Source organism: Corynebacterium sp. HMSC078A10 (assembly GCF_001811565.1).
Lineage (GTDB): Bacteria > Actinomycetota > Actinomycetes > Mycobacteriales > Mycobacteriaceae > Corynebacterium > Corynebacterium hesseae.
Window position 1 is genome coordinate 14,048 of record NZ_KV805197.1, and the last position, 17,704, is coordinate 31,751.

Here is a 17,704-nt window from a genome sequence, read left to right on the forward strand (position 1 = left end):
GATGGCGTGGACGTCAACGTGAAGATTCTGGAGAACCTCGCCGCCCACGTCGCTCCCGCGTTGGGTGGCAGCCGAACCACAAAGGATCAGTCATCTGCTATCCCATCGACTAATTCCTGCAGATCGCAGGACCTTCGCGCAACCGTCAGTTCAGTGCATTTTGAATAGTTCAGCGCACGTTGTATTGTTCAGTACATGCTGACTATTGCTTCACGCCTCGACGTCATGAACCGGCTCGGCCGGGCCATGGCTGATCCGACGCGTTCCCGAATCCTGATGACCCTACTCGACGGTCCGGGCTACCCGGCCGAGATTTCGCAAAGCTTGGATCTGACGCGCTCGAACGTCTCGAACCACCTGTCCTGCCTACGCGATTGCGGCATCGTCGTCGCTGAGCCGGAGGGCCGTAAGACCCGCTACGAAATTGCCGATCCGCACCTCGCGGCGGCGCTCGAAGCGCTGGTCAACGCGACGCTGGCCGTCGACGAGAATGCCCCCTGCATCGACACTGAGTGCTCGGTGCCCGGCTGCGGCGAGAAAGGAACGGACGCATGAGTTCAGCATGTGGATGCGAACACGAACCCGCCACGGAGATCGAAGAGCTCGATCGGCCATGGTGGAAGGACCCCGAGCTACTGCTACCGATCTTCTCCGGCGTAGCCCTCATTACAGGACTGGCGCTGGACTGGTCCGACTTGGAGACGCCCGCAACGGTACTGTATTGGCTTGGCCTGCTGTTGGGCGCTTACACGTTCGCACCTGGAGCGATCCGGAACCTTGTCACGAAGCGCAAGCTCGGCATTGGCTTGCTTATGACGATCAGCGCGGTCGGCGCGGTGATCCTTGGTTTCGTCGGAGAGGCCGCGGCGCTGGCGTTCCTGTACTCGATCGCCGAGGCGCTTGAAGACAAGGCGATGGACCGAGCCCAAGGCGGACTGCGGGCACTGTTGAAGCTGGTACCGCAAACCGCGACCGTGCTGCGCGACGGTACGACGGCCGAGGTCACTGCGAAGGACCTTGAGGTTGGCGAGCTAATGGTCGTACGCCCCGGGGAGCGGATCGCCACGGACGGCATCATTCGGTCCGGACGCTCCAGCCTTGACACCTCAGCGATCACCGGAGAATCCATTCCGGAGGAGGTTGCGCCCGGCGACGAGGTACCCGCGGGAGCGATCAACTCCGCCGGTGTGCTGGAGGTCGAGACGACCGCAGCTGGAACGGACAACTCGCTGACCACACTCGTCGACCTCGTCGAGCAAGCGCAGGCGGAGAAGGGTGACCGCGCCCGGATCGCCGACCGGATTGCCCGACCCCTCGTGCCCGGGGTGATGATCCTGGCGGTGCTGGTCGGCGTGATCGGCTCGCTGTTGGGCGACCCCGAGACGTGGATCACCCGTGCGCTGGTGGTCCTGGTCGCAGCGTCGCCGTGCGCGCTGGCAATCTCCGTGCCGCTGACGGTCGTGGCCGCTATCGGCGCGGCCAGCCAGTTCGGAGTAGTCATCAAGTCCGGCGCGGCGTTCGAGCGACTCGGCGGCATCCGTCACCTAGCGGTAGACAAAACCGGAACCCTTACCCGCAACCAGCCCGAGGTTACCGGAGTGGTCCCGGCAGACGGATTCGATCGGGCGCAGGTGCTTTCCTTCGCGGCGGCGGTTGAGCAGCAATCGACGCACCCCCTCGCCGCGGCGATCGTGGCAGCGGAGCCCGAAGCGCCCACCGCCTTGGATATCAGCGAGGAAGCCGGTCAAGGCATCGGCGGCACCGTCGAAGGCCGACGGGTGCTGGTCGGCAGCCCCCGATGGATCGACGCCGGGCCACTGAAGGCGGACGTTGAGCGCATGGAGTCCGAAGGCCAGACCTGCGTCCTAGTCACCGTCAATGACGCTCTCGCCGGGGCGATCGGGGTACGCGACGAGTTGCGGCCCGAGGTGCCCGATGCCGTGCAGTCCCTGCACGACAACGACGTAGAAGTGAGCATGCTTACCGGCGATAACACTCGCACCGCCCGGGCGCTAGCTGAAATCGCCGGAATCGACGACGTGCGCGCCGAGCTGCGACCGGAGGACAAGGCAAGCATCGTCGCCGAACTCTCCTCCAAGACGCCGACGGCGATGATCGGCGACGGCATCAACGACGCGCCGGCACTGGCGGGCGCAACGGTGGGCATTGCGATGGGAGCAACCGGCTCTGACGCCGCGATCGAGTCCGCTGACGTCGCCTTCACTGGCCACGACCTCCGGCTGATCCCGCAGGCGCTGCAGCACGCCCGCCGAGGCAGCAGGATCATCAACCAAAACATCGTGCTGTCTCTGGCCATCATCATCGTGTTGATGCCACTGGCGATCAGCGGTGTACTGGGCCTGGCCGCCGTCGTCTTGGTACACGAAGTCGCCGAAGTCATCGTGATCTTGAACGGCCTGCGGGCTGCACGAGCGAAACGCTGAGGCTGTAACCGGCAAGTCTTATAAGGGTTAAACCACGCGCCGAGCGCACACACGTTGGACCAGGCGAGTCATTCGAGTTCACCACCTGGTCCTTCTCGATGCGTGCAGGCACGGGAACTGTGGGTGAACCTAATAGTTCAACGGCCCGATAACGCTTGCAGATTCTTCACACGAGGTAGCGGAATGGACCGAGGCCGAACGAAAACCGGAGTTAGAGACAGCGCTCTTCAACATACCCCCAATAACGCGAAACGTCATTAACGCCTCGCGTTACACGTTGAACTTGAACTCGACGGAGTGTCGTCGATAAATAACCATTTGATGCGCGCGTGCGGAATTAACAACGAAATACCGCTAAAACAGACAACATATGGGGTGCACAGAAACACATATAAGTTCTGCGGAAAACCTATAGGGTGCGTCGCTAAAAACCGCTGTGCGCGAAAAACATAAAGGGTTTACGGACCCGGTCCCAGACCCCTCAATACTCTGAGCCGGAAGAATGGAAAGTGGAAGGTTGATGTATCCCCACTATTTATTTTTTCCGTTTTTCGGAGTACATCGGGAGCTACAACTGCGGACCAGCTCTGTGTGAACTAGATGAGAAGGCGCAGCAGCGAATCATCGACGCTGGACAGTTGGTGCTGCGGGCACGCGAGCGGCACCCCCAGCGGTCACTCGCGGAGCACTACAACCCGTTATCGATGGACCCAATTCTGCTCAAGGCTCACAACAACTTGGACCGGGAAGTCGATAAGGCTTTCGATGTGGCACGCAAACTCACCAACGAGCGCCAGCGCCAGGAGCTACTGTTCGCCAGCTACGGGGAGTTGGCGAGGGGCTATGTCTCCTCGCTTTCATCAAAATCGAAACCACCAGCAGGGTCGTTCCCCGTGCGGGTGATTTTGATCGGTCCCGCTGCTGGGTGTAGAACCCTGTCGCTGGCAACGCCGGGAACTATGACTGTGCCCGACGAGAACACGTCACTGCCATAACGCGGCTCACGGTAGACGAACATGGGTCGTTCACTACTACTGGTGGATTTCGGTTTTGGTGGTGGGGGGATTACCGCCGCCGGCCTCGATTTTTCCGTTGAGGAGGTCGTTGACTACTTCCCGATGGTGAAATGGGCCGATGGTGAGGTAGAGAGGAACCAGTCACCTGGAAGAGATCGATCCAGTCGCTGGTGTGCAATCTGGGAGGTAGGGTCGCGGGGTCGATTCCTCGCGAGCGCAACCATGATTGTGTCTCTGAACGTGATGAAAACAACCCTGCCCTTCGGAGAATTTCCCCTATCCCGCGTCCCCGGGCAGTGAAAACGGTGTGCACCATCGCCTGAAAGGCTTTGCGCTGCTCTATCGGAATCTTCGGGTCACCCACCCGGCGGATCACTAAGATCCCCCCGTCAACGTTTGGCTGTGGCCGGAAAGCAGACCTTGGTACTCGGGAACCAAGGTGAAACGTGAACCATGGGGACCACTGAGCCGTCATCATCGTGCTTGCACCTACCCCGGCCCGGCGGCGAGCGACTTCCCACTGCATGAGGAGTACAGCGTCAGTCCATGCCGGCGCATGCAACAACTTTCGAAGAATGGCAGTGGTGAGGTGAAAGGGAATGTTTCCCACAATGACGCAGGGAGTGGCGGGTAACCGGAAGTTAAGGAAATCATCATGGACCACTTCGACCGCCGCCGAGGCGGTCTTTTTTGTGAGTTTGGCAGCTAGTTTTGCGTCTACCTCAACTGCCGTTATCGCCCTCCCCAAGTGGGCCATCGGGTGAGTGAGGGCACCGCTTCCTGGCCCGATCTCAATGATGGGGCCGGAGGTTTGTTTCACAAGATCGACGATGGAGTTGATGATCTTGTGGTCTGTGAGAAAATTTTGGCCATGCTCGTGACGGCCGTATCCGTATGCAGACATCAGGTGTGCTCCTTGGAGTTGAAACGGAGCCGGGCATGACAAATAGCCGCCCGGCTAAAGGACCGGAGCGGTTTCTAACCTGCGGGAGGGAGAAAACCGCCTTAGCGGCTGGTGAGCGGCCGCATGAAAACGGAACCTGAAATCAACATGGGCCTATCGTATCCAATTAATTTCGCAGGGTCCAATACGGTGAGAAAGAAGACAACCGCACCGCAACAGTGCAAGACCTCTCTGGATTGGAATTTGTCCTACCTTCGGCTCGTCGTACAGACGCCACTGGCGTATTTTGTCTCTGGGCAACGAGGGGGAGTTACCCCCACCTCCGGATGTTTTTAAGGTGCACCCCTTATTACGCTGTGGTGCGGGAGTAGTTTTGTCCGACTGATCGGACTACCCACCGACGTGGGGCGGGTAGTTCGAGGTCCCAGCAGATGATCGCGTCGATTTCGCCGCGTTCAAAGGATGCCACCATGGCGTCGTAGTCGGGGCGAGCCACATTCTTCTTTGACGCGGAAATGGACTGATCGACGTAGTTATGTCCTATGTCCAACGTCCAAGCCACGCTGCTTTGCAATGGCTTCACAGTCCTGACGCTGCCGGTCGATGGTGAGGCCATCCACGTCAGCGTCTCGCGAGATACGAAGGTAAATAGGAGCGCGTGTTGCCAAACGCTTTTAATAAGGCCCTTAGCTAACATTGAACTTAAACTCGACCACGTTCCGTAGCCGAATAACCTTTGGAGCCGCGCCGTCAGTTAGCAGAGATGTGGCACCGCAGCGCCTAGGCAAGAGGAGGCAGATGAGTATCGACGATATCGCGGACCACGTCGATGTCGACGCCGAAATACTGGTGCACCAGGATGTTGCGGAAATCCCGAATCTGAGGCCAGACGATCTCAGGGTGCGCGCCGGTGATCTCATCGGGAAGATGGTTCACGGCTTCGCCGGACTGCGACTCACAGCGGCACCGCCTCGGCGAGCGTCGAAGCGGATACCGGGTGCCTGAGCAACTGGGCAGGAAACACGTCGATGCCATCGCGCCCGAACAGAGCGCGACTCTCCTCGAGCAGACCAGACGCACGCATCAGGAGACGTCCCTCCGCAGGGTCCATCCCGACGAGGATGTCGATGTCCGATCCTGCAGACGCGGTGCCGCGCGCGACGGACCCGAACAACTTCGGGTTGGTCGCGCCGTACCGATCGATGAGCACCTGGAACTAGTCAAGACGCGCAACGAGAATCCCGCGTAGGGCAAGCGTCTCAGGCGTCATGACGGTCTCAGACATGCTTCCGGGGGAAACGGGCCCGGCAGCACGTCGACATGGAGCTTTGACATTGAAGCGGAACTCCACCGCGTTCTTAAGGGCCGACGACATTCTCCCGTCTCACCGCCGCACCAGGCGGCACTGACGCGCTGCCACCACTTACAGCCGGTCGTCTCGCCCGCCCGCCATGACGCACTCAACGAACGAGCGATAGAGCAGGCTTACACGCGTCTCGCACTAAACGACCGGGCAGCAGCGTCACGGAGGTTCCGAAGTAGCGGCTATCGCAGTGCACCTAAGGGTTTGGTGAGGGAACCAGCCATTCGGCAGCGGTACGGAACGTAGCCCTCAGTTGCGGGTGCTCCCGCACGATCTCTCGCTGCCGCTCCGCCGGCAACCCGAGCTCGTGCAAGACGTTGAGGATTACGACCGCGGTCGTCACCTCGACGACGGCGATCAGCTCCTCGATGGAATGGTTGGGCGTTCTGCCCTCGTGCGCGAGGTCATTGCGGGCGCGCGTCGTCCACTTCGCCCAATGGTCGACATCCGGTAAGAGCTGTGCGATCGCTTCCTGATCGGGTCGCGCGGCGAGGGCATGGAGCCGATCACGGAGGGTCGGGTCGTTGCGGATCGCCCCCTTGAACCTGTTTCGGTGCTCATCGGGAACCTGCGCCAGCATCGCCTCTCGCATCGCCCTGAACTCCGCGTTGGGGAACGGTTTCTCGTCGATGCGGAGGTTGCGGTGCAACACCTCGGCAGCATCGACTGCCGTCAGAAGATTGTTCTCAACAAAACGGGCCGGTGCGTAGCGCAAGCCCAAGATCATGTTTGTCGCTGCCTCCAGGCGGCCATGGGCCTCGCACCATCGGGGCATGACCTCCTCAAATGGGATCGAGCCGCAGGTGAAGAACATTCGGTGGTGATCGACGACTTTCGCGTCGTGTTTTCCAAGCGCGGCCGGTGAGTAGAGCACATCGGCACGTCGGCGCGGCAGCGGGCGGCCATCAGGGAAGTGCGACTCGGTACCGGCAACTTCCAGTCGGAGCCAGATCACTCCGGCCGCGCGATGCGTCGCCAGGGAGATCAGGTCCTGCACCAGGCTCGCCTCCTGCAGAGCAACACTCAGAGAGAATGGTTCGGCTGGCACGACGCAGATGGACACCGTGTCCCGCATACGTCCGACGCTTCCTCCCTTGCGCTGGTCGAAGAATGGAAGCGTGTGCGTGTGCTGAAGGCGATACTCAGTGTCGTCGACCACGACCGATTGCGCCTCGACCGGCTTCACCGAGATACGCCCGGTCCCATCGATCTTGCCGTCGGGAGCCCCGAGGGATCCTTCGAACACAGAAGACGCCGCCCAGAGACTCAGATCCTCGACTGAGACTTCTGCCCTAGCGAACGCCGGATCCGCGTCACCGCTGACATGCGCGCCGATGATGGCGACCGTCGCGGTCACGGTCTGCTTATCAGGGCTCGCCACTCGCGCACCCATGGTCCTTCTGGTGCTCCTAGGAACACAGCCAAGCAGTGTGATCTCCCTGAGCTCGGCCACACCGTGCATGACTTCCCAGGTGCGGGTTCCTTCGTGAACAGCAGTCCATCCAGACGAGTCCGTCGTCAAGATCCGATCCTCGAAGGTGCCGATCAGCGACAGAGAGAGACCATCTTCCGGGTCGTACCGTAGGACACCCGGGACCTTCTCGCTAGGGGCTTCCGGCAGCCACCACACGCCAGCCCACTCGCCGGCCTTGTCGAGGTTGAGAGGATCATTAGGCATCGTACTCCCGGTCCCGGGCTCCTTCCTGTCTTGCGGCCAGATGTCAGGTCGAAAATCTTTACTCCACCACATGCCCCCCACGTAGGACAATCTACAGCGAGATCATGGTCAACTGAGATCGGATGCGGCGACTGGCACACAATCGCAGTTCGACGCGACGGCACAGCCCTCGCAACTGGCAACAATCAGCGAGGGCAGACCGACGTCGCCCGGTGGACACACGTGTCCGGGGTCTTTGCCGGCTACCTACACACCGTCGGCTTACACGAAGACGGCACCGTCGTCGCCGTCAGCGACGACAGCAGAGGCCAGTGCGATGTCCAGTCATGGACCGGCATCACAGCGATCGCAGCCGGAGCGAGACACTCGCTCGGGCTGCGGGCGACCACACCGAGCAGCAATGCAATGTCAACGCCTGGGCCGCTCGACCACAGATGAACTGAAGTCCAGCGTGCCCGATAATCGGCGGTCGATCACACGTTGAATCTAAACTCCACGCAGACGACATCCTCAGCCTGCTAGACCTCGCAGACCGCCAGCTCGCCAGCAGCCGCTTTGACACGAAGCTCTCACCGCCTACCGGGCGCGCAGTTCCACGGGCACAGCCTTAAAGCTTGCGGATAAGCTCTGCATCAGCCACGAGGTTTTGCGTGAGCTTCTCAGCTTCAAGCCCACTCAAGTCACAGCTGTCGAAACGGGCCAGCCAGTCGGCCCGAACAGCGGGGGAGTCGAACCAGGTTGCGCGCTCGGCTTCAATATCCTCGATGCCGCTCAAGGTACGGCCGTCGCGGGTGCGGATCTCGAGGTCGTCGACAAGCGGGGCAATCGCTTGAAGCCCTGGGACGATGGCTTTAAAGCCCGACGTATGGGAAACCTCATTGGTCCAGCGCGGGTAGCGGCTCACACGCTGCGCCTCCAGGTAGCGCTGGACGACGCCCAGCCTTGAGACCTCCTGCGCCACCGCCAAGCCCACGACCTTCACGCGGAAACCCGCAGACCGAAACTTGGCTATCTCACCCGCGATGAATTCCGGGTTGGACAGCGTGTTCTCAATGATGAGGGAGTGCCCGTGCTGCCGACCATATTCAATCAGCGAGGACATCCAATAGGGCACCGGTCCATTGGTGAGCACGTCCATGCGCAGGGGGTCGCGCTCCATGATCTCGTCGAGGGCGGGGTGCAGCTTCCGAACCTCATCGGAATCAAGGACCGCGTGACCATTCTTTACAGATTCAATAGCCGTTGATTTGCCTGACGCTGGCTGCCCCGCCACATAAATGACCTCTGGAACAGCCGGACCATGAGCATTCGACCGACCAAAATAGCTAGTTTGCAGAGTCTTTAGCCGTTGCTCCATGACCTGCGGATCAACGGGGAAGTCAGCGGCGGAAAGCATAGGCTATGCCGCTTTGTGCTCGGAGGAGAGGGCTTCAAGCCGCTGCGCAAAGAGAGCCGCAGCGGCGCGGATGGCTTCAATGTCGGTTGAATCAACACCACTGACTATGTCCTCTACCAGCCAATTCTGACGAATCCACCATTGTGATTCAACATCGTTGCCTGCTTCAGCGGCCCGAGTGAGGTAGGCAGCTTTCAGCGAGGACGCAACCTCCTTCATGGCGTCGAAGGCTGCGTACTCGATCTCCGGGACTTTGGCGGTGCTCATGGCGCTAAGAATAGCAGCGCCATGGCGGTTTTAGCCGTTGATGATCTGCGGGTACGCCAGGCCCTTGAGGCCCTCGGTACCGAACTCCACACCGTAGCCGGAGGACTTGATGCCACCGAAAGGCACGCGCGGATCCACAGCACCGTGGGCATTGATCCAGGTAGTGCCTGCCTCCAGCTGCGCAGCGACGTCCAGAGCGCGCTCACGGTTGGAGGACCACACGGAGGAGCCCAAGCCCACGTCAAGCTTGTTGGCCTGCTCGATGGCCCATTCCAGGTCTGTGTACTTCACGATCGGCAGCGCAGGACCGAACTGCTCCTCGACGACCAGCGCGTTATCCGGGTCGATATCCGCCACCAGGGTGGTGGGGTAGAAGTAGCCCGGCGCGTCGTAGTCCGGGTCACCACCCAGCAGCACGCGGGCGCCGGAATCCTTGGCGGCGCTGACAAGCTTGTCCACGATGTCGAACTGCTGCTTGTTCTGCAGCGGGCCGAGCACGTTCTCTTCCTCGAGGCCCACGCCCATCGGGGAGGCCTTGGCTACCTCGACGAGGGCTTCGCAGACGGCGTCGTACAGCGACTCCGGCACATACACGCGCTTCATCGCCGCACAGGTCTGGCCGGTGTTGATGAACGCGCCCCAGAAGAGGTCGCCGGCGATCTCCTTCGGGTCAGCGTCATCCAGCACGATACCGGCGTCATTGCCGCCGAGCTCCAGCGTGAGGCGGGTGAGGTTGTCCGCGCTGGCCTCCACGATCTTCTTGCCGGTGGCGGTAGAACCGGTGAACATGATCTTGTCGACGCCCTCGTGGGTAGTCAGCGCCGCGCCAACCTCACCGGCACCGCTGACGACTTGGAGCACACCCTCCGGCAGCACGGAGTTGACCACCTTGAGCAGGCCCAATACGGAGAGCGGGGTGTACTCGGAGGGCTTGACGACGACCGCGTTGCCCATACGCAGCGCTGGCGCAATCTGCCAGATGGTGATCATCATCGGCCAGTTCCACGGGCCGATAGCACCGACGACGCCGAGCGGGCGGTAGTTGACGGTGGCGGTGATGTCATCATCGACGGCGGTGTAGTTGGGGTGCTCGAAGGAGGCGGTAGCATTCAGCCAGCCGGAGCAGGCACCGACCTCGAAGCGGGCGTTCGGGCCGTTGAGCGGCTTGCCCTGCTCACGGGAGAGAAGCTCAACGAGTGCCTCTGCATTAGCGTCGATGGCGGCGGCGGCCTTGGTGAGAAGCGCGCACCGTTCTTCGTCGCTAAGCTTGGCAAAGTCCTTCTGCGCTGCGCGTGCGGTCTCCACCGCAGCGTTAAGGTCCTCAACGGTGTTCTCTGGCGCGCGGCCAACAACCTCTCCGGTGGCGGGGTTGAGGATTTCGCGTCCGTTCTCGTCCGTGATGGCGTTGAGCAGATCAGCGTAGGTGGCGAACTGAGTCATGAGATCTCCTTGTGAAGAAGTCGTGGGCCCGCGAACAAAGCCCGAAGAAACTTTTATTCGGCATGTTACCTGCACCACATCAATCCGCTTGACTCTGCGTGCATACAATTTGTCCACAAATGTGTGAGCTCTCACGATATGATTCCAGCTATGTCTGCTTCAGCCGTTGAGCATTTCGATATCGCGTCATGGCGCACCGCGTCTTCCGATTCCTTTGGTCAACTCGACGTGGACACCGAAGACCCCGCTTCCTTTCACGCCACGCTGCGGTCAACGAAGGTGGGGGATATTTCCCTCTTCGATATGTGCACCTCGCCCCATACGGTGAACCGATACAAGGTTTCTACCGACGAGGCTCCCTTTTGCAAGCTCAGCCTGCAGATTTCTGGCTCATCAACCATGAGCCAGGACGGGCGAACGTGTGAATTGCATCCAGGGGACCTAGCTCTGTACGTGACCCAACGGCCCTACACGCTGCGCTATCCGGAGGAGCAAAACACACTCATCGTGCACTTCCCGCAGAGCTTCCTCGATATTTCACCAGCGCAGATCCAACGCCTCACAGCGAACCCCATCTCCCGCTCGCACGGCTTGGGTGCGGTGGCAGTTCCCCTCTTTGAGCAACTGGCCAAGAACCTGGACCTATTGAAGGGCCCGCACGCCACCGCCTTGGTCCGCTCCGCGCTCACCATGCTGGTTTCGGTCCTCGCCTCCGATGTGGCCGATGAACCCTCAGCGGGCACACTGTTGTTCAACCAGGCAACCGCCTACATCGAGAAGCACCTGGGCGACCCGGACCTAGGCCCCAGCACCATCGCCCAAGCACTCTTCGTGTCGGTGCGCCACCTCCACGCCAAGTTCTCCGAACAAGGCCTCTCGGTCGGCAGCTACATCAGAACCAGGCGCCTCGAGCACATCCGCCGCGAACTCGTGGACCCGCGGCACTCCGAAGAATCAATCAGCCACATCAGCGCCCGCTATGGCCTGCACGATCCCTCGCACCTCTCGCGCATCTTCAAGGCGGAGTATCACGAATCACCGAGTGCGTATCGTTCATACAATCAGGCGCAGTAACTTTTCCCATTTAAATTGGCCTTCATTAATGCAGCTACACTGCTATTTGCACCGAAGGCAATGCCCACATGTAGCCGCAAAGAGCCCTCACCCTAATAAGTATGTCGCGGCCTTTTCAGCGATCATGATAGAGGGCGCATTAGTGTTTCCCGTCGGCACGAGTGGCATTACAGAAGCATCGGCGATTCGGATCCCCTCAAGCCCATAGACCTTAAGAGTGCGCGGATCAACTACAGCCATCGAGTCAATTCCCATCTTGCAAGTTCCAACTTGGTGGTGATACGTGATAGCGGTGCTGCGAACATAGTCCTCAAGATCCTCGTCGGCTACATCTGGACCTGGGTAGACTTCCTCGGGCCCCCACTCGGCCAATGCCTGCTGGCGGCCAACTTCGCGGCACTGCTTTACGGAAGCTACCAATGCATCGACGTCTGCCTGCACCGACAAAGCGCCGAAATCAATAGCAATGGGATCCGAGGGATTTGGCCCCGTCAGGGTCAACTCACCGCGACTGGCAGGCCTAACAATGCCACCCATTAGCGTAAATCCATTATCTGGCCCCTCCATGCCTTCGTTGTACATGGGGATTGAGAAATATAGCGGCTGAGTATCAGGGACGGCAGCCTCAGGACGCGACTTTGAAAACACGTGTACCTCGGCTGGCAGAACTTCCGGGACGGGTACTTCCTTCTTCGTCGTAGTGAAGATAACAGGGGAGAGTAAGTGATCATGGAGATTCTTGCCTACGCCAGGAAGATCATGAGTCGAGGTAATCCCCAACGCCTCGAGTTCTTCTGCCGGCCCAATACCGGAACGCAGGAGGATTTCCGGCGAATTCAACGCACCCGCACAAAGAATCGTCTCATCAGCACGAAGCTCCTGAAGTTCACCAGCAACTTCGACATTAACGCCAAGGATGGCACCACTTTCAACGAGCAGTCCGTGGACGTGCGCGCTTGTGATAATGGTGAGATTGGGTGCATCCTCGACTGGTTTCAGGTACGCGTGCCAAGTGTTGAAGCGGTTTCCGTTGCGAACATTTGCCTGAATCTTGCCCACGCCTTCCACGTCACCGGAGTTGTAATCCTCGTTAAGTGGAATACCCGCTTCCTGAGCTGCTTGGAAAAAGTCATTTTGAAGCGGGTGACGAGTGTAATTCTCCATTACATCAAGCAATCCCTCGCTTCCACGGACCTCCGAAGCGCCACCATCGTAGTTTTCAATCGATTTGAAAACGGGCAGCACGTCCTCCCAGGACCAGCCGTCATTGCCTAAATAGGCCCATGTGTCGTAGTCCTGCTTAGCGCCACGGACCCAAATGGTGGCATTGAGCGCATGCGAGCCGCCCATTACCTTTCCGCGGGGAATGTGCAGGCTCCGGCCAGCTGCCCACGATTGAGGAACCGTACGATAGTTCCAGTCTTGAGGTGAACCCCAAAGGAGTCCCAAGGTGTGCACCTTCTCAATGTCGGGATTGACGTCATAATCGCCAGCTTCAAGAACTACGACATTCTTTCCCGCGTCAACAAGCCGACGGGCAATAACGCACCCGGCTGACCCAGCTCCTACAACGATGTAATCAAAGCTCTTGGTTTTTTCTTGAGACAAATTCAAACCTCCCTGGGTGCAGACGACTCCGCGTGAGCCGATGACTTGGAATATATTCTGCGACACATCAACAGGGCTTGAGTGATAGCGCACACACTTTGGCTAAATGTGCAGAATGCATACCAAGAAGAGATTGAAGAAAAAGAAAGCCGCCCCGTAGGGCGGCCTTCATCAGTATCGCGAAGCTATTGCACTAGTTATGCATTCGCATAAGGGTTAGGCATGGCAATGTACTGCAGCGACGTGTACTCTTCGATGCCCTCGGCACCGCCCTCGCGGCCCATGCCGGACTGCTTGACGCCACCGAACGGGGCGGCGGCGTTGGAGATGACGCCAGCGTTGAAGCCCATGAGGCCGAACTCGAGGCCGTCGCCAACGCGCCACATACGGTTGGAATCCTCGGTGAACACGTAGGAGGCCAGGCCGTACTCCGTGTCATTCGCAAGCGCGATGGCTTCCTTCTCATCGGAGAAGGTCAGAATCGGAGCGATCGGTCCGAAGATCTCCTCCTGGGCAACGCGGGCATCACGGGAGACGTTCGTGAGAACAGTAGGGGAGTAGAAGTAGCCCTTGCCCTCGCCCGGCTTGCCACCGATGAGGACCTTGGCACCCTTGGCCACGGCGTCGTCGACAAGCGCGGTGATGTTATCCAGTGCCTTCTTCTCCACAAGCGGACCGCAGGTAACGCCCTCATCAAGGCCATTGCCCACCTTGAGCTCACCGATGCGCTTGGCGAACTTCTCCGCAAACTCATCAGCGACGGACTCGTGAACGATGAAACGGTTAGCCGCGGTGCAGGCCTCACCGATGTTGCGCATCTTGGCGCCCATTGCACCCTCAACGGCCTGGTCGATGTCAGCGTCCTCAAAGACGATGAACGGAGCGTTGCCGCCCAGCTCCATCGAGGTGCGCAGGACGTTGTCAGCGGCTGCCTTGAGCAGGGTCTTGCCCACCGGGGTAGAGCCGGTGAAGGAAATCTTGCGCAGGCGGGAATCCGCCATGATCGGCTCAGAAATGGCAGAGGCCGACTTACCGGAGACCACGTTCACCACGCCTGCCGGAACGCCGGCATCAATCATGGTCTGTGCGAAGTACTGGGTGGTCAGCGGCGTCAGCTTGGCCGGCTTCACCACCATGGTGCAACCAGCGGCGATGGCCGGGGCAATCTTGCGAGTAGCCATAGCCAGCGGGAAGTTCCACGGGGTAATAAGCAGGCACGGACCCACGGGCTTGCGGCGGGTAATCATGCGCAGGGTGCCCTCCGGCGCCGGCAAGGTGCGGCCGTAGTTGCGTACGGCTTCCTCACTAAACCAGCGCAGGTACTCAGCGCCGTAGGTGACCTCACCATAGGACTCCGCCAGCGGCTTGCCCATCTCAAGGGTCATCAGCGCAGCGAACTCATCCTTGCGCTCCTGCACCAGGTCAAAGGCGCGGCGCAGCAGGTCGGAACGTTCACGCGTAGACGTGCGTGCCCACTCATCCTGCACGGCGCAGGCGGCATCCATAGCCTTCTTCGCGTCCTCAGAAGTAGCGGACGCAAGGGTGGCAATAACCTCACCGGTTGCCGGGTTTTCTACATCGAAGGTGGAGCCATCGGAGGCGTCCACCCACTCACCGTTAATCAGCAAGCCGGTCGGAACCTTGGCCAGCAGCTCGTCAATATTGACCTTGTTGTTTTCACTCATGGTTCTTTTTTACCCTCCCAAATGGAATTTGTCTGCCAGTTGGCGCGCCGCACCTGAAAGAAGCTGAACATCAGCCCCAACCAGGGCAAATGATGCTCCAGATTCTAAATATTTCTGGGCCTGCTCAAGGTTGAAAGCGTTGACGCCTACCTTCTTTCCGGAAGCGCGGACTGCTTCAAATGTGTGATTGACCGCCTCGAGTACATCCGGATGGGTCTGCTGGCCCAGAAGCCCCATCGAGGCCGCTAGGTCCGAGGGCCCGACGAAGATGTTGTCCACGCCTTCGACGGCCACGATGTCTTCCACGTTCTCCACTGCGGTCGCAGACTCGATCTGCACCGTGAGGCTCACCGTGTCCGAAGCGTTGGTGAGGTAGTCCTCCACGCCGTTCCACCGCGAGGAGCGGGCCAGAGCCGAGCCGACTCCGCGTACACCGCGGGGCGGGTAGTGCATAGCCGCGACTGCCGCCTCAGCTTCCTCGGCCGTATCAATCATGGGCACCATGAGGTTTTGTGCGCCCAGGTCCAGGTACTGCTTGATCAGCGCCGTGTTGTTCACCGGCACGCGAACCACGCGCGTCAGGCCATAGGCATCGGTGGCGCGCAGCAAGGAGAGGATGGTTTCGAGGCCATAGGGCGAGTGCTCGCCGTCGATCAGCGTCCAGCTAAAGCCAGCTGAGGCGATGATCTCTGCCGCGGCCTCCGAGCCAGAACAAATCCATGCGCCAACGAGTGGCTGCTCGGCCTTCTCGAGGACGTCCGCGAAGGTGGGCGGCAACTTTACTGGAATCGGCATGTGATGGACCCCAACTTTCCGTAGTCTGCGTGGACGGTATCGCCCGGTTCGACCCACATGGGCTTGGTGAAGGAACCGGCCAGGATGATGTCGCCGGCGGCCAGGCTATCGCCGTGCGCGTGGAGCTTATTGGCAAGCCATGCCACACCCATGGCCGGGTGGTTCAGCACAGCCGCGGCCACGCCCGTATCTTCGATGGACTCGTTGCGATAGAGCAGCGCGGACACCCAGCGCAGGTCGACGTCCGCGGGATCCACCGGGTTGCCGCCGTAGATCATGGCGCCGAGGGCTGCGTTATCCGAAATGGTGTCGACAATGGTGCGTCCCTCCATCTCGATGCGGGAGGAGAGGATCTCCAGAGCTGGGACGACGTACTCCGTCGCGCGCAGCACGTCGAAAATGCTGCAATTCGGTCCCTTCAGCTCTTCCTTGAGCACGAAGGCCAGCTCGACCTCGATGCGGACGTTGGAGAACTGCGCGTGCTCGATAGTGGAGCCGTTCTCATAGACCTGGTCTTCAAAGATTGCGCCGTAGTCTGGCTCGGTGATTCCCGTGGCCTCCTGCATAACCTTTGAGGTCAGGCCAATTTTGCGGCCCACAAGGCGGCGCCCGCTTTCCTCACCGCGGCGTACCCATTCGCGCTGCACCGCGTAGGAGTCCTCGATGCTCATCTCCGGGAAACGGGCAGTCAGCAGCGGGACCATCGTGCGGTCCTTTTCGGCTTGCGCCAGTTCATCTGCGATAGCGATGTGCTGTTTCTCATCCAGCATGTACTTCGCTCCTTAAGGTGTTGTAGAACGTATTTGTTCTGTTTAACAGGTTTGTTGAACCTGAAGGTTTCACGTGAAACGACAACGCGGCCCCGCGTTATGTGCGCTTGCTTCTCGACGCCACGGGGCCACGTTCATCAACCTGAGTACTTAGGTCGTTTTAGAGCTGGTGTCCCAGCTTGTACTCGCCTTGCTTCCACTCCGGCATCTCCTCCGCATCTTCCTTGCGGGTGTAGGAGAAGCCATCCGCGCCAATGGTGGCCTCCAGCTCGGACTCATCCTCACGGGCAACCAGCGGCACCGGGTTGCCGTCCAAGTCGAGGACGGTGGAGCCATCGCGGTACCAAGAAGGAACAACCGGGGTTCCCCACCAGTCGCGGCGCTGGTTATCGTGGACATCCCAGGTCACGACCGGGTTATCCGGGTCGCCGGTGTAGTAGTCCTGGGTGTAGATCTCTACGCGGTGGCCGTCCGGGTCGCGCAGGTACAGGTAGTACGCATTGGAAACACCGTGGCGGCCCGGGCCGCGCTCAATACGGTCGGACTCGCGCAGCGCACCCAACTTGTCACAAATCGCGATGATGTTGTGCTTCTCGTGGGTAGCAAACGCGATGTGGTGCATACGCGGGCCATCGCCACCGGTCATGGCGGTGTCGTGCACCGTCGGCTTACGGCGCATCCATGCGGCGTAAACAGTTCCCTCCTCATCGCGGATGTCCTCGGTGGTGCGGAAGCCGAGCTCCTCCATGTACTTCACAGCGGAAGGAACGTCCGGGGTGATCTGGTTGAAGTGGTCGAGGCGAACAAGCGCGCCAGGGATGTGGGCATCGTATGCCCAAGCCAGACGCTCGACGTGCTCAACCTCGTAGAAGAACTCGTACGGGAAGCCCAGCGGATCCTGGACGCGGACGGAATCGCCGATGCCCTTAACGAAGCCATCCTTGTTACGGCGCACCTCGCAACCGCGCGCCTTGTAGAACTCCTCCGCAAGGTCCAGGTCTTCCGGGGAACGGACGCGGAAGGAGAAGGCAGCGACGGCAGCGACGGGGCCCTGACGCAGCACGAGGTTGTGGTGGATGAACTCCTCGAAAGTGCGGAGGTAGATTTCGTTCTCGTTCTCCTCGGTCACGACGAGACCGAGGGTGTCAACGTAGAACTTACGGGAGGCAGCGAGATCGGTAACGATGATCTCCATGTAGGCACAACGCAGAATGTCGGGGGCCTGAATGTCAGCCATGATGGCTCCTTAGTTAGTTAGTGGTGG

18 protein-coding genes are annotated in these 17,704 nt (G+C 60.1%); 5 read left to right on the forward strand and 13 right to left on the reverse strand.

Annotation, left to right across the window (positions count from 1 at the left end):
- Positions 1–195 precede the first annotated feature (195 nt).
- From HMPREF2808_RS05040 to HMPREF2808_RS13950, 3 genes are all read left to right on the forward strand, one after another.
- Entirely contained in the window at positions 196–555 is a 360-nt protein-coding gene (locus tag HMPREF2808_RS05040) for a Cd(II)/Pb(II)-sensing metalloregulatory transcriptional regulator CmtR (protein ID WP_005530797.1), read from the forward strand.
- Positions 552–2,444: a heavy metal translocating P-type ATPase gene (locus HMPREF2808_RS05045; RefSeq protein ID WP_070624081.1), complete on the forward strand. Its 1,893-nt coding sequence runs from the start codon at positions 552–554 to the stop codon at positions 2,442–2,444. Before HMPREF2808_RS05040 ends, HMPREF2808_RS05045 begins: the two co-directional genes overlap by 4 nt.
- 641 nt (positions 2,445–3,085) lie before the next feature.
- Entirely contained in the window at positions 3,086–3,439 is a 354-nt protein-coding gene (locus HMPREF2808_RS13950) for a type IIL restriction-modification enzyme MmeI (RefSeq protein WP_016423158.1), read from the forward strand.
- 70 nt (positions 3,440–3,509) lie between these two features.
- Here the strand turns inward: HMPREF2808_RS13950 and erm are convergent, their stop codons facing one another.
- The 5 genes from erm to HMPREF2808_RS05075 form a co-directional block, all read right to left on the reverse strand.
- Positions 3,510–4,364 carry a 23S ribosomal RNA methyltransferase Erm gene (erm, locus tag HMPREF2808_RS05055; RefSeq protein ID WP_070517629.1) on the reverse strand — a complete coding sequence of 285 codons (855 nt, stop codon included), beginning with the start codon at positions 4,362–4,364 and terminating at the stop codon, positions 3,510–3,512.
- 349 nt (positions 4,365–4,713) lie between these two features.
- Entirely contained in the window at positions 4,714–4,947 is a 234-nt protein-coding gene (locus tag HMPREF2808_RS05060) for a recombinase family protein (RefSeq protein WP_224784272.1), read from the reverse strand.
- A gap of 197 nt (positions 4,948–5,144) precedes the next feature.
- Entirely contained in the window at positions 5,145–5,399 is a 255-nt protein-coding gene (locus HMPREF2808_RS13880) for a HepT-like ribonuclease domain-containing protein (RefSeq protein WP_081636726.1), read from the reverse strand.
- Positions 5,320–5,574, reverse strand: a complete 255-nt coding sequence (locus HMPREF2808_RS13705; protein WP_232745419.1) for a nucleotidyltransferase family protein — start codon at positions 5,572–5,574, stop codon at positions 5,320–5,322. Before HMPREF2808_RS13705 ends, HMPREF2808_RS13880 begins: the two co-directional genes overlap by 80 nt.
- A 349-nt stretch (positions 5,575–5,923) precedes the next feature.
- Positions 5,924–7,405, reverse strand: a complete 1,482-nt coding sequence (locus HMPREF2808_RS05075; protein WP_070512995.1) for an ApeA N-terminal domain 1-containing protein — start codon at positions 7,403–7,405, stop codon at positions 5,924–5,926.
- 30 nt (positions 7,406–7,435) lie between these two features.
- Here HMPREF2808_RS05075 and HMPREF2808_RS12960 point away from each other — a divergent pair, with 30 nt between their 5' ends.
- Entirely contained in the window at positions 7,436–7,843 is a 408-nt protein-coding gene (locus tag HMPREF2808_RS12960; protein ID WP_232745421.1) for an RCC1 domain-containing protein, read from the forward strand.
- A gap of 169 nt (positions 7,844–8,012) precedes the next feature.
- Here HMPREF2808_RS12960 and HMPREF2808_RS05080 read toward each other — a convergent pair whose 3' ends face one another.
- The 3 genes from HMPREF2808_RS05080 to HMPREF2808_RS05090 are packed head-to-tail and all read right to left on the reverse strand — an operon-like array spanning position 8,013 to position 10,508.
- Positions 8,013–8,801: a zeta toxin family protein gene (locus HMPREF2808_RS05080; RefSeq protein WP_070563600.1), complete on the reverse strand. Its 789-nt coding sequence runs from the start codon at positions 8,799–8,801 to the stop codon at positions 8,013–8,015.
- Positions 8,802–8,804: 3 nt separating this feature from the next.
- Complete coding sequence (locus tag HMPREF2808_RS05085; RefSeq protein WP_070524133.1) at positions 8,805–9,068, reverse strand: hypothetical protein; 264 nt, start codon at positions 9,066–9,068, stop codon at positions 8,805–8,807.
- 30 nt (positions 9,069–9,098) lie between these two features.
- Entirely contained in the window at positions 9,099–10,508 is a 1,410-nt protein-coding gene (locus HMPREF2808_RS05090) for an aldehyde dehydrogenase family protein (RefSeq protein ID WP_070563603.1), read from the reverse strand.
- Positions 10,509–10,658: 150 nt separating this feature from the next.
- Between HMPREF2808_RS05090 and HMPREF2808_RS05095 the strand changes: the two genes are divergently transcribed.
- Complete coding sequence (locus HMPREF2808_RS05095) at positions 10,659–11,582, forward strand: AraC-like ligand-binding domain-containing protein (RefSeq protein WP_070563606.1); 924 nt, start codon at positions 10,659–10,661, stop codon at positions 11,580–11,582.
- Positions 11,583–11,669: 87 nt separating this feature from the next.
- Here HMPREF2808_RS05095 and HMPREF2808_RS05100 read toward each other — a convergent pair whose 3' ends face one another.
- From HMPREF2808_RS05100 to hpaD, 5 genes are all read right to left on the reverse strand, one after another.
- On the reverse strand, positions 11,670–13,190 hold the full coding sequence (locus HMPREF2808_RS05100; RefSeq protein ID WP_070565666.1) for a GMC family oxidoreductase: 1,521 nt from the start codon (positions 13,188–13,190) through the stop codon (positions 11,670–11,672).
- Between the two features lie 197 nt (positions 13,191–13,387).
- A complete protein-coding gene (locus HMPREF2808_RS05105) occupies positions 13,388–14,875 on the reverse strand; it encodes an NAD-dependent succinate-semialdehyde dehydrogenase (protein ID WP_070521819.1) in 1,488 nt (495 codons plus the stop codon).
- Positions 14,876–14,884: 9 nt separating this feature from the next.
- Positions 14,885–15,670: an HpcH/HpaI aldolase family protein gene (locus HMPREF2808_RS05110; RefSeq protein ID WP_070563609.1), complete on the reverse strand. Its 786-nt coding sequence runs from the start codon at positions 15,668–15,670 to the stop codon at positions 14,885–14,887.
- Complete coding sequence (gene hpaH / locus HMPREF2808_RS05115; protein WP_070521825.1) at positions 15,655–16,440, reverse strand: 2-oxo-hept-4-ene-1,7-dioate hydratase; 786 nt, start codon at positions 16,438–16,440, stop codon at positions 15,655–15,657. Before hpaH ends, HMPREF2808_RS05110 begins: the two co-directional genes overlap by 16 nt.
- Positions 16,441–16,600: 160 nt before the next feature.
- Entirely contained in the window at positions 16,601–17,677 is a 1,077-nt protein-coding gene (gene hpaD, locus HMPREF2808_RS05120) for a 3,4-dihydroxyphenylacetate 2,3-dioxygenase (protein ID WP_070563615.1), read from the reverse strand.
- Positions 17,678–17,704 lie beyond the last annotated feature (27 nt).